The sequence below is a fragment of the Amycolatopsis sp. PSD-21 genome (assembly GCF_055561455.1).
Window position 1 is genome coordinate 6670412 of record NZ_CM145712.1, and the last position, 12652, is coordinate 6683063.

General features: G+C 70.6%; 9 protein-coding genes. 5 read left to right on the plus strand and 4 right to left on the minus strand.

What is annotated here, in order from left to right; genetic code table 11:
• Positions 1-18 precede the first annotated feature (18 nt).
• Positions 19-1566: a S8 family peptidase gene (locus ACZ1DY_RS31205; RefSeq protein WP_257485255.1), complete on the minus strand. Its 1548-nt coding sequence runs from the start codon at positions 1564-1566 to the stop codon at positions 19-21.
• The gene (locus ACZ1DY_RS31210; RefSeq protein WP_257485254.1) at positions 1566-2729 is read right to left on the minus strand and encodes a S8 family peptidase; all 1164 of its coding nucleotides are present in this window, start codon (positions 2727-2729) and stop codon (positions 1566-1568) included. Before ACZ1DY_RS31210 ends, ACZ1DY_RS31205 begins: the two co-directional genes overlap by 1 nt.
• Before the next feature lie 310 nt (positions 2730-3039).
• Between ACZ1DY_RS31210 and ACZ1DY_RS31215 the strand changes: the two genes are divergently transcribed.
• The 4 genes from ACZ1DY_RS31215 to ACZ1DY_RS31230 all read left to right on the plus strand — a co-directional run bounded on the left by ACZ1DY_RS31215 (position 3040) and on the right by ACZ1DY_RS31230 (position 10275).
• Positions 3040-5865, plus strand: coding sequence for an ATP-binding protein (locus tag ACZ1DY_RS31215; protein ID WP_465481787.1), 2826 nt, complete (start codon positions 3040-3042; stop codon positions 5863-5865).
• A 294-nt stretch (positions 5866-6159) separates the two neighbouring features.
• A complete protein-coding gene (locus tag ACZ1DY_RS31220; protein WP_465481788.1) occupies positions 6160-7101 on the plus strand; it encodes a serine protein kinase RIO in 942 nt (313 codons plus the stop codon).
• A gap of 343 nt (positions 7102-7444) precedes the next feature.
• Positions 7445-8950, plus strand: a complete 1506-nt coding sequence (locus ACZ1DY_RS31225; protein ID WP_257485251.1) for a DEAD/DEAH box helicase — start codon at positions 7445-7447, stop codon at positions 8948-8950.
• Between the two features lie 137 nt (positions 8951-9087).
• Positions 9088-10275 carry an 8-amino-7-oxononanoate synthase gene (locus tag ACZ1DY_RS31230; RefSeq protein WP_126736045.1) on the plus strand — a complete coding sequence of 396 codons (1188 nt, stop codon included), beginning with the start codon at positions 9088-9090 and terminating at the stop codon, positions 10273-10275.
• Here the strand turns inward: ACZ1DY_RS31230 and ACZ1DY_RS31235 are convergent.
• Together ACZ1DY_RS31235 and ACZ1DY_RS31240 are read right to left on the minus strand one after the other, a co-directional pair.
• On the minus strand, positions 10241-10723 hold the full coding sequence (locus ACZ1DY_RS31235) for a GNAT family N-acetyltransferase (protein WP_126736046.1): 483 nt from the start codon (positions 10721-10723) through the stop codon (positions 10241-10243). The two genes, ACZ1DY_RS31230 and ACZ1DY_RS31235, sit on opposite strands and share 35 nt — an antisense overlap.
• 33 nt (positions 10724-10756) lie before the next feature.
• Positions 10757-11590 (minus strand): S1 family peptidase, encoded by an 834-nt coding sequence (locus ACZ1DY_RS31240; RefSeq protein ID WP_257485249.1) that lies wholly within the window; start codon positions 11588-11590, stop codon positions 10757-10759.
• Between the two features lie 256 nt (positions 11591-11846).
• Here ACZ1DY_RS31240 and ACZ1DY_RS31245 point away from each other — a divergent pair, with 256 nt between their 5' ends.
• Positions 11847-12611 carry a M15 family metallopeptidase gene (locus ACZ1DY_RS31245; protein ID WP_465481789.1) on the plus strand — a complete coding sequence of 255 codons (765 nt, stop codon included), beginning with the start codon at positions 11847-11849 and terminating at the stop codon, positions 12609-12611.
• Positions 12612-12652: the final 41 nt, after the last annotated feature.

Sequence of the window (12652 nt, forward strand, 5' to 3'; positions counted from 1 at the left end):
ACCGCCGTTCGCAAGGACTCAGAAGGTGATGGAGAAACCTTCGATCGTCCCGCTGTCGAACCGGTAGACGTCACGGACCCGCAGTTTCCAGGTCCCGTTCGCCGGTTCGGACGAGGCGTTCACCGTGTACGACGTGTGCACGCCGGTCGCCTCGCCGATCCCTCCCGCCTGCTTGAGGCCGAACACCGCACCGCTCGGCCCGATCAGGTCTATCGCCAGGTCACCGGTGTAGGTGTGCGCGATGTCGACCTTGACCGGCAGCGTCGCCGACGCCTTCCCGTCGCAGCCTTCCTGCGTCACCGAACTGGTCACCGCGTCACCCGCGTCCGGAATGGACACCGGTGTCGTGTTGGACTTGACCCCGCACGTCGGCGTGGGGCCACCGCCGCCGATGAACGACACGTTCAGCAGTTTGTTGACCGTGCCGGACGGCAGTCCCTTGAGCACGCCGTCGGAGGCGTTGTTCACCAGCGCGTCCCGCGTCTGCTGCGCGGTGGCGCCGGAATTCGCGGCGAGGTACAGCGCCGCCGCCCCGGCCACGTGCGGCGTGGCCATCGACGTCCCGCTCATGTTCGCCGAACCACCGTTGGACGTGGACAGCGACGTGATGTTGCTGCCAGGGGCGAAGATGTCCACGCACGAACTGTGGTTGGAGAACGAGGATTTGTTGTCGCTCTGGTCCGAGGCGCCGACCGTGATCGCCTCGGGGACCCTGGCGGGGCTGACGTTGCAGGCGTTCTGGTTCTCGTTGCCCGCCGCCACCACGTAGACGAAGCCGGCCGCGATGGACTTCTTGATGACGTCGTCGCCGAGCCCGACCTGGTCCATCCGCAGGCTCAGGTTCGCCACCGCCGGTTTGGTGCCGTTCGCGGTGATCCATTCGGCCGCGTCCACGATGGCGGAGTCGGGACCGTTGCCCGAACAGTCGTTGCCCAGCACCTTCAGCCCGACGAGCTTGACCTTCTTGGCCACGCCGTAGGTCTTGCTGCCGATGGTGCCCGCGGTGTGACTGCCGTGCCCGTTGCAGTCCTTCCCGTTGCCGCCGACGAAGTCCTTGCCGATGGACGCGCGCCCCTCGTACTCCGGGTTCTCCGGGTTGATCCCGGTGTCGAGGTCGTACGCGGTGACGCCCTCGCCCGTGTTCGGATACGTGAAGCTCTTGTCGAGCGGCAGGTTCTTCTGGTCGACCCGGTCGAGTCCCCAGGTGGGATTGGTCTGCGTGCCGACGGCACGTGCGGTGCCGTCCTCATAGACCGCCTTGACCGCCGGGTCGGCCGCCAGCCGCCGGGCCTGCCGCTCGGACATGCCCTTGACCGAGAACCCGCGCAGCACGTTCTTGTACGCCGACCGGACTTCGCCGCCGTAGCGGCCGGTCAGCGCGGCCGAGGACTGCTCGACCGCCAGGGTGCCCACGTCGTGAAGCTCCACGATGTACTGATCGCCGTAGTGCTGCTTCGCCTGCACGACAACGCCCTCGGCCTCCGCGGCGAGGGCGTTGCCCGCGGCGAGCGCGGCCAGCGCGGTGGCCGCGACGGCCACCACACCGGCCCGCACGCCGCGCCGCATCAGAGACCCGTCACGTTCAGCAGCTTGTTGGTCGAACCGGTGCCCGGGCTCTTGACGACACCGCTGGTGGCGGCGTTGGCGAGACCGGAGGCGACGGCGGCCGGGGTGGCCGACGGGTTCGAGGTCAGGTAGATCGCGGCCGCGCCGGCGACATGCGGCGTCGCCATCGAGGTACCGCTCATCTGCTGGGTACCGCCACCGTTGCGCAGGGAGGTGATGCTGGTGCCCGGCGCGAAGATGTCGGTGCAGCTGCCGTAGTTCGAGAACGTCGACCGGCGGTCGTCGCTCTGGGTGGCGTTGACGGTGATGGCCTCACGCACCCGGGCCGGGCTGGTGCCGCAGGCGTCGGTGTTGGAATTGCCGGAGGCCACCGTGTTGGTGATGCCCGCGGAAACGGCGCGGCGCACGGCGGCGTCCACTCCGGAGTCGGCCGGGCCACCGAGGCTCATGGTGAGCACCGACGGGCCCTTGGCGTTCTTCACGACCCAGTCGATCCCGCTGATGATCTGCGAGTACTGGCCGCTGCCCTGGCAGTTCAGCACGCGGACCGAGACGATCTTGGCGCCCTTGGCGACCCCGTAGGTCGCGCTGCCGACCGTGCCGGCGACGTGCGTGCCGTGCCCCTGGCAGTCGCGGGCGTCGCTGTCGTTGTCGATGAAGTCGTACCCGCTGGTCGCACGGCCGCCGAATTCGGACTGGCGGTAGTCGACACCGGTGTCGAGGACGTAGACCGTCGCCCCGGCACCGTCGTTCGGGTAGGTGTACTTCCGGTCCAGCGGCAGGTTCTTCTGGTCGATCCGGTCCAGGCCCCAGGTCGGGTTGGTCTGGGTGCCGGTCATGTGGGCGACCGCGTCCTGCTGGACGAAGTCGACGTTCGGGTCGGCCGCGAGCCGTTTCGCCTGCGCCTCGGTCATCTTCGCCGAGAAACCGTTCAGCGCGGCGGTGTAGGTCGCCTTCACCTGGCCGCCGTACTTGGCCGCGAGCCCGGCGTCGCCGCTCTTGAGCGAGACGATGTACCCGTCCGTGACGGCTCCCGGCACACCGGCGCCGCGGATCTGCCCCTCGGCGGCCGCGGCCGGTCCGGCGAAGGCGACGGTGGCCGCCGCACAGGCCCCGGCGAGCACCGCACCCGCGATCCGGTGACGTCGAAGTTCTCCACGCATTTCCTGAGCTCCGTTCACTCGAACAGGTGGTTCACGCCGGCGGGGATCCGGGCCGGCGCCGTGACGTGCAGTCACGCATGAATCACTTTCGGGTGGCGGGACCTGCGCGAACAAGCGAGGCAACGGTCCGTAGGACTACGTATCTAATGGGGAAACTCCCCGTCCCTACGAAAGTTCTGTGACGGTCCGGGTGGGTTCCGTGAGCACTGAGCAGGCGCTTAAGCTGCGTTCACTCGAACGGTGTGGTTCGTGAAGCGGGGGTGACCCGGCAATGGTGATCGGTGGCTGCCGACGCAGGACGAGTTCTCCCGTGCTCGTCGGCCGTGAGGCGGAGTTACGCGAGCTGCTCGACGGCGCGATGCGCTCGCCGTCGGTGATCATGCTCGAAGGCGAAGCGGGGGTGGGCAAGACCCGGCTCGCCGCCGAACTGCTGGCCTGCGCCGAACTGGCCGGGCGGCCGGTCCTCACCGGAACGTGCCAGCCGCTGCGCGAGCCGTTCCCGTACGGCGTGGTCTTCGACGCGCTGAAGGACATCCGCCCGGCGCGCGAACTCAACCCCGTGACCGGCGTGCTCGCGCCTTATCTACCGGAACTCGCGGCCTTCCTGCCGGAGCCGCCGCCCCGCCTCGGTGATCCGAGGGCCGAACGGCACCGGCTCTTCCGCGCCGTCCGGGAACTGCTCGGTTCGCTGGGCCCGCACGTCCTCCTCGTCGAAGACCTCCATTGGACGGACGACGGATCCCGTCGCCTGCTGCGGTTCCTGATGACCGACCCGCCCGCGGGCCTGACGCTCCTGCTCACCTACCGGCGTGAAGAGACGCCCGGCGGCATCCCGCTCGGCAGCGCCTATCGGCCTGCTCCCGGGACCGCGCACGCGCTCGTCACGCTCCGGCCGTTGGACCGCGACGGCGTCCAGGCGCTGGTTTCGGCGCTCCTCGGCGAAGCTAACGTGTCCGCCGAGTTCGCCGCGCGGCTGCACGAACGGACTGCGGGGATCCCGTTCGTGGTCGAGGAGATCGTGCACGCGATCGGCGGCGTCGAGGGCGCGGTGCACGCCGACGGCACGACCGCGCGGCATCTGCTCGACACGGTCGAAGTCCCGGCGCTGTTACGGGAAGCGACGGTCGAACACCTCGTCGCGCTGCCGCCTGCGGCCCGGCGGATCGCCGAGGCAGCCGCGGTCCTCGCCACACCGTCCACTTCGGACCTGCTGGCCGCCGCGGCCGCGCTCTCCCCCGAGCGCGCCCGCCGCGCGCTCGTCCTCGCACTCGAACGCAACGTCCTGGTGGAGACCGGTGAAGGCACGTACGGTTTCCGGCACGCGTACGCCCAGCAAGCCGCGTACCTCACCATTCCCGGCCCCGATCGCCAGGAACTGCACCGGCGGGCCGCGCGGCTGCTGCGCGACCGGCTCCCGCAATCCCTGGTACGGCTGGCCGAACACTGCCGCAAGGCGGGTGACCGGGCCGGTGCCCTGAAGTACGGCGAAGCGGCCGCGGACCAGGCGTCGGCGGTCGGTGATCTCGCGACCGCGACGGATCTGCTCCGCACCCTGCTCGACGAACCGGGCCTGCAACCGTCCGATGTGGACAGACTGGCGGTCAAGTTCAGTTCGGTGGCGTGCAACGGTCTCGCGCAGACCGAGGTCGTCCCGGCACTGGAGCGGCTGCTCACCGACGGCAGGCTGTCCGGACGCCTGAGCGGCGAGGTCCGGCTGGGGCTCGGGCTCCTCCTGGTGCGCCAGGCGGGCGGACTGGAGGCCGCGAGGACCGAGATCGAGATCGCCGTCAACGACCTCGCCGACCGGCCCGACCTGGCCGGACGCGGGATGGGTGTGCTCGCGCAGCCGTGGGTCGGCGCGACCCCGCTGCGGGAGCACCGGCGCTGGATGGACCGGGTGGACGGGCTCATCGAACGGGCCACCGACCGGCGGCTGAAGATCATCCTGCTGGCCAACAACGCGGCGTCGCGGCTGCACATCGGCGACGCACGGGGCTGGGACATGCTGGACCGGGCGCCCACCAGCGTCGGTTCCGCCGACGAACAGCGGCATCTGGCGCGGCTGCACTGCAACAGCGCCGACGCCTGCGCCTGGACGGGCCACCATCGACGGGCCAGAAGCCTGTTGCACAGCGGGATGCAGCTGGCCGCCGACTGCGGGGCGCCGTACGTCGTCAGCACGGCCCGCGCGACGGCCGTCCACACCGACTGGCTCACCGGGAACTGGGACGGCCTCGCCGAACGGGCCTGCGCGCTGATCGACGAGTACCGCGATCTCCTGCCGGTGACCAGCGAACTGTGCCTGGTCCTCGGCCTGCTCGCCGCCGCGCGCGGCGAATGGGACGAGGCCGCCGTCCGGTTCGCCGGCACCGCGGCGGACCAGCCGGAGAACGCGTTCACCCCGGTCGCGATCGCCGCGCACGCCGGGATGGCGGGCATGCTGCTCGCGCAGGATCTCGGCGAGGCCGCCGTCACGCAGGCCGAGAAGGGGCTGGAACTCTTGCGCGCCAAGGGTGTCTGGGCCTGGGGCGCCGATCTGCTGATGGCCGCCGTCGACGCGTACTGCGCCACCGGACGGGACGCCGAGGCGCAAGCGCTGACCGACGAGTTCGAACGGGAGATCGGCGACCTCGACGCGCCGTCGACCCGGGCGGCGCTGGCCGCGAACCGCGGGCTGATCGCGGCGTCCCGGGGCGAGCACGAGGAGGCGATCGAGGCCTTCGAGCAGGCTCGGACCCGGTTCGAGGCTCTTCCCGCGCCGTATCACGCGGCCCTGATCGCCGAACGTGCTGCGCGCTGCCGTCTGGCCCGCAATGAGGACGTCGCCGAGATCTTCGCGGCGCTCGCGGAGACCTTCGACCACCTCGGCGCCACCCGCGACGCCGCGCGCTGCCGCCACGCCTTCCGGTCCACCGGCGCGGTCGCCCCGTCGCGGCGCGGCCGCCGCGGCTACGGCGACGAGCTGTCCCCGCGCGAGCGCGACGTCGCCCGGCTGCTGGCGGCCGGGCACACCAACCGGGAGATCGCCGAGGTGCTGTTCCTGTCGCGGCGCACGGTGGAGCAGCACGTCGCGAGTGTCCTGCGGAAGCTGAAGGTGCGGTCGCGGAGCGAGCTGGCGGGGCTGCGGTCGGCCTAGGCACGTCGTGCGGACCGGTGCGGGTGGTCGTGAGTGGCGATTCGGGTTAGAACCCGAATCGCCACTCACGACCACCCGCACCACCGCCTCGGAATTAAATCGGTTGCGGTCGCCCGGAGGGGTCGGGAATGATCGTGCGCGATCCGGCAGGGAGCCGGTGGATGCGACAGGGAGGTGCCTCGTGCTGATGACTGTCCGGGGCCTTGGCCGCCCCCATCCACTCGCCCCTCGCGGCTGAGCGCGGAGCCACGACGCTCGCCCGGTGGGGCATCCCTGATCTAGGAGAACCCACCAGTGCGCAAGCACGATCTCGAAGAGTCCTACGAACAACGTCCTCGCCGTTCCCGTCGTGCCCGTTTCGACGACGAGCCCGCACCCGAGCGCGGCGGACGGCTCACCGAAGCCGAACGCGTCCGGCTCGCCCGGCTGCGTGAGGACGCCTACACCGAAACCGCCATCCCCGACGGCGCCGACCGCTGGAGCACGTGGGGAGACGCGGAGCACGGGCCGCTGCCGCGCCCGGACTGGGTGATCACCGAACTGGCGGCGGTGGACACCGAACTCGGCGTCCTCAAGACCGGCAAGGAGGCGGACGTCCACCTCGTCCGGCGCAACCTGCCCGGCACCGAAGGCGTCGTGCTCGCCGCCAAGCGGTATCGCAGCGGCGAGCACCGGTTGTTCCATCGCGACGCCGGCTACCTCGAAGGCAGGCGGATGCGCCGGTCGCGCGAGATGCGGGCGATGGAGTCGCGCAGCAGCTTCGGCCGCAACCTCATCGCCGAACAGTGGGCCGTGGCCGAATTCGGCGCGCTGGGCAGGTTGTGGTCGGTCGGCGCACCGGTGCCGTACCCGGTGCAGCGCGACGGCACCGAGCTGCTGCTGGAGTTCCTCGGCGACGGCGAAACCGCCGCGCCGCGCCTGGCGCAGGTCCGGCCGGAGCCCGACCAGTTGCGGGAACTGTGGTTCCAGACCGCGGCGATGCTGGAACTGCTGGCGTCGCAGGGGCTCGCGCACGGCGACCTCTCGGCGTACAACCTGCTCGTCCACCGTGAGCGGATCATGGTGATCGATCTGCCGCAGGTGGTCGACATCGTGGCCAATCCGGGCGGGCTGGAGTTCCTCGCGCGGGACGTGCGGAACATCGCGACGTGGTTCCACTCGCGGGGGCTGCCGGAGCGGCTGACGGCGGTCCCGGAGCTGATCGAGGAGCTGAAGGAGATCGCCGGTCTCCGGTGACCGTCCACAGTGTCATGACAGGGTCGTTCCCGGCGTGCCGCGCCGGGAACGACCCTTCGTGGAGACCCTGCCCACAATCGGTCCCTCCGGTTGGGAGGCCGGATAACGGTCCGGTACAGTAGTGACAGACCGCAACCGGCGGCGTGGATGAGTTGGTGTCCGTCGCCTCCAAAGCCAACCGAATGGCTCGCGGTATCCGTATCAACCAATTGGCGCGCGGTGTCACGCAGACGCGGTGTGCCGGGTTCGTCCCTGTGAACGCCCATCTGTGCACACCATCTTGCCTTGCCTGCGTGCGGGCAGCCCGGGCCTCCTTGTGACGTGCCACGTCCGAGAGGCATTTGTGACAGTCACGTTCAACTCCGGCCATGTCTCACCGTCGGCGCGTCAGCACCGCAGTAAGCCGCGCACCCGCCCCGCGGGTGACTCGATGCTGCACAACGACGCCGTCGAGAGTGTCAAGGCCACCACCTGGGCGGAGCTCGGCCTTCCCGAGCCGCTGCTGCGGGCTCTGGCCGACGCCGGTATCACCTCCCCGTTCCCGATCCAGTCGGCGACCATCCCCGACGCGCTCTCCGGCCGCGACGTGCTCGGCCGCGCCCAGACCGGTTCCGGCAAGACCCTCGCCTTCGGCCTGGCGATGCTGACCAGGCTCAACGGCGGCCGTGCCCGGCCGAAGCACCCGCGCGCGCTGATCCTGGTCCCGACCCGCGAGCTGGCCATGCAGGTCGCCGACTCGCTGACCCCGCTGGCCAAGTCGCTCGGCCTGTGGTGCCGCACCGCCGTCGGCGGCATGGCCTTCACCCGCCAGGCCGACGCGCTTTCCCGCGGCGTCGACCTGCTGATCGCCACCCCCGGCCGGCTGTCGGACCACGTCCGCCAGGGCACCGCGTCGCTGTCCGACGTCAACTTCGTCGCGCTCGACGAAGCCGACCAGATGGCCGACATGGGCTTCATGCCGCAGGTTCGCGAGATCCTCGACCTGACCCCGGCCCGCGGCCAGCGCCTGCTGTTCTCGGCCACCCTCGACGGCGACGTCGACAGGCTGGTCCGCGCGTACCTGACCGACCCGGTCACGCATTCGGTCGCCCCGTCGACCGCGAGCGTCACCACCATGGACCACCACGTGTTCCAGGTGTCGCACCAGGACAAGCAGGACATCATCACCGAGATCGGCGCCCGTGAGGGCCGCACGATCATGTTCGTCCGCACCAAGCACCACGTGGACCGCCTCACCGAGCGCCTGCGCGAGAAGGGCGTCCACGCGGCCGCGCTGCACGGCGGCAAGACCCAGGGCCAGCGCAACCGCGTCCTCTCGGACTTCAAGGAGGGCTACGCGCCCGTCCTCGTCGCCACGGACGTCGCCGCACGCGGTATCCACGTCGACGACATCTCGCTCGTGCTGCACGTCGACCCGGCCGCCGACCACAAGGACTACCTGCACCGCGCCGGCCGCACCGCGCGCGCCGGGGCGTCGGGTGTCGTGGTCACGCTGGTCACCCACGACCAGCGCCGCATGGTGCGCCGGATGACCGACCGCGCCGGTGTCCGCGCCGAGCAGACCACGGTCCGCCCCGGCGACGCCGAGCTCGCTCGTATCACCGGTGCGCAGCAGCCCAGCGGCGAGCCGGTCGTCGAGCGTCGCCGTGAGTCCCCGCGTCGCGGCGGTGGCCGTGGCTACGGTGGCGACCGCGGCGGTTACCAGGGCTCGCGCGAGGGTCACGGTCACCGCGAAGGCGGCCGTCCCGGCGGCTTCCGCGGCCGCCCGCGTCGCGGCGAGTCCGGTGGCGGCAGCGGCCGTCCGCAGCGTCCGGGCAACGGCCGCCCGCGTCGCAGCTACGACAGCTGAAACAACTGAAGCCGGTCCTCCCGGCGAGCTAGTGCCCTGAACGGGCCGTTCCTCGCGAATTTCGCGAGGAACGGCCCGTTCATCGCTGTGGGGACCACCACGCCCATCGGGAAACAGCGGATGGGAGACTGCGGGACGTGACTTCTTCCGGCCCCGCTTCCCAGAACCTCCCACCCGACCAGGTCTTCGACTGGCTCGACGTGGAGGCGGAGAAGCGGGCCGAGGCCGGGCTGGTGCGCAAGCTGCGCATCCGGCAGGCGCAGGAACCGGAGCTGGATCTCGCGGGTAACGACTATCTCGGGCTCGCCAGGGACAAGCGCGTCGCCGGTGCGGCGGCCGCGGCCGCGTTGCGCTGGGGCGCCGGGGCCACCGGCTCCCGGCTCGTCTCCGGCACCACCGAGGTCCACGCCGAACTCGAACACGAGCTCGCCCGTTTCTGCGGCACACAGGCCGCGCTTGTCTTCTCGTCCGGCTTCACCGCGAACCTCGGCGCCGTCACGGCCCTGTCCGGCGCGGATTCCGCGATCGTCACGGACAAGTACATCCACGCCTCGCTGATCGAGGGCTGCCGCCTGTCCCGCTCGGACATCGCCGCCGTCGCGCACAGCGACCCGAGCGCCTTCAAGCACGCGCTCGCGACCCGCCGTAAGCCGCGCGCGCTCGTCGTCACCGATTCCGTGTTCTCCGTCGACGGCGATATCGCCCCGCTGGAGCAGCTCGCCGGTGTTTGCCGCGAGCACGGCGCGTCGCTGCTCATCGACGACGCGCACGGCTTCGGCGTCCTCGGCGAGGGCGGCCGCGGTGCCGTCCACGCGGCGGGACTCTCCGGCGCACCGGACGTCGTCACCACGATCACGCTGTCGAAATCCCTTGGGGCACAAGGTGGTGCGGTGCTCGGGCCGCGCCGGGTGATCAAACATCTCGTGGACACCGCGCGCAGTTTCATCTTCGACACCGGTCTCGCGCCCGCCAGTGCGGCCGCCGCGCTGGCCGCCCTCACCGCGTTGAAGGCCGAGCCCGAGCTGGCCACCAAGGTGACCGACGCCGCCGGAAATCTCGCCATGCAGCTGAAATCCGCGGGTTTCCGGGTCGGTCTCCCGGACGCCGCGGTGATCTCGGTGCAGGCGCCGTCACCGGAATCGGCCGTCGCGTGGGCGGCCGCGTGCGCCGATCAGGGTGTGCGGGTCGGCTGCTTCCGTCCGCCGTCCGTACCCGACGGCATCTCCCGCCTGCGCCTGACCGCGCGGGCCGACCTCACCGAGGCCGACGTGGACCGCGCGGTCGGGGTGATCACGGCCGCGGCGCCTCCCGGCGCCACATCGTGATGTGCGGGATCCCGTCCTCCATGAACTCTTCGCCTTCGACCACGAAGCCGTACTTGGCGTAGAAATCCGTCGCGTACGTCTGCGCGTCGAGGACGCACGGCGCGTCACCGATCCCGGCGAGCGCGGTCTCCATCAGGCGGCCCGCGAGTCCCTTGCCGCGTGAGCGGACGGCCGTGCACACCCGGCCGATGCGGAAGGTGCCGCCGGCGTCCTGCAGCACCCGCAGGTACGAATCGACGGCGACGGAACCCCCGATCCAGAGGTGCCGGGTGCCGGGCAGGAGGTCACGCCCGTCGATCTCGTGATAGGCGCAATCCTGCTCGACGACGAACACGTCCACGCGCAGGCGGAGGATGCCGTGCAGCTGCGCGGCGGTGATCTCGTCACCGGCGACGGACAGCGGGAACGACGAGGTCTCGATGATCGGGGTGTCGGTGGTCACGCCCACTTGTTAGCACATCGGACGTGAAGAAGGCACCGATCAGCCGATCAGGCCCCGGTTCTTCTGCTGGGAGATGTCGTTCGCGAAGTGGGAGACGCGGGTGTAGACGCCGGGTTTGCCCGCCTTCGCGCAGCCTTCGCCGAACGACACGATCCCGATCAGCGTGTCGCCGACCATGAGCGGCCCGCCCGAATCGCCCTGGCAGGCGTCGATACCGCCTTCGGGGTAGCCGGCGCACACCATGTCGCTCGGGTCGTAGCCCGAGTACGCGGTGCGGCAGGTCTTGTCGCTGACCACCGGGACGACCGCGCTGCGCAGGTAGTCCGACCGCGCGCCACCCTCGGAGACGCGGCCCCAGCCGAGGACCGTCGCCTTCGTGCCTTCCTCGTAGAGGCCGGCGTCGCCGTTGTCCGCGACCTTCGCGGGCCGGTACGGCAACTGCCCGCCGACCGTCAGCACCGCGATGTCGTCACCCTTTCCGGGGTCGCCGCTGTAGTCGGGGCTGACCCAGATCCGCGAAACCCGCAGCTCCACGCCGTCCCGGGAGCGCTTGTTGTCCCGCCCCGCCACCACGCGGATATCGGCGCGCTTGACCGCGACCGCGCAGTGCGCCGCCGTCGCGACCGTCGTGGAACTGACGATCACCGCGCCGCAGTACTGGTTGCCGCCGCGATCGGCCAGATAGACCGCGTACGGGTGCTGCGAGACCGAAGCCTTGCCGCCGCCCACGATCCTCGGCTCGGCCGCCTGTTCCGGGCCGCTCGCCGAGGTGTCGTCCGCCGCCGCGCTGTTGACCGCGACCGGCACCATCACGGCCGTCGCGAGGACCGCACCGACCGCGAGCAGCAGGGTGCGACGTGACTTCTTGGGCATGTTCTGTCCCTTCACCGGGGCGTACGTACGGTCAAACCCTGGGAAGTCATTCGACTCCAGCGCGTACACGAGCGATCGCGAATACCCTAATCGGAGAAAGCCCGATGCGGTGTCACTGAAACGGGTGGACCTGTGCTCACCGAACGCATCTGTCACCCTGGACGCCGTGCGGGCTACGGCGACGGTTCTGGCGGCTACGGCCCTTCTGCTCTTTTCGTGTTCGAGCCCGGCCCCGCCCACGCCGACCACTCCCGCGGTGACCAGCACGCCCGCCGAAACCTCTTCGGCGGCAACGACTCCGCCCATCTCCACCCCGCCGCCCGCCCCTGCCTGGAAGGTCGGTGCGAAGCCGCTTCCCTTGAGCCGTGACGGTTTCGGGCAGATCCTCCCGACTCCTCCCGTGCTGGCGAACCGTTCCCTGCCGACCACCGACCTGCTTCCGCCACCTGCCGGGAACCGGTTCTCGGGCACGGTGAATCCCGTTCCCGCCGAGGTTCTCGCGCGCAGCACCTGGCAGGCGGGATGCCCGGTCGCGGCCGCCGAATTGCGTTATCTCACGCTCTCGTTCTGGGGTTTCGACGGCCGCGCGCACACCGGGGAAATGCTCGTGAACGCGTCGGTGGCGAACGCCGTCGTCACCGTGTTCGGGCAGTTGTTCGCCGCGAAGTTCCCGATCGAGGAAATGCGCGTGACCGCTCCCGCCGAACTCACCGCTCCCCCGACGGGTGACGGGAACAACACCAACGCCTTCGTCTGCCGTCCGGCGCGCGGCCAGACGAACTGGTCCGCGCACGCCTACGGCCTCGCGATCGACGTCAACCCCTTCTGCAACCCGTACACCAAGGGCGACCTCGTGCTGCCCGAGCTCGCGTCGGCGTACCTCGACCGGGGAAACCGGCGGCCGGGGATGATCACCGCCGGGGACCGGACCGTCGCCGTCTTCTCCGCGATCGGCTGGACCTGGGGCGGTACCTGGACGACGCCGAAGGACCTGATGCACTTCAGCGCCAACGGGCGCTGAAGCGGGAACAACCGCTCGCCGTGACAAGTTGGCTAGAGTCG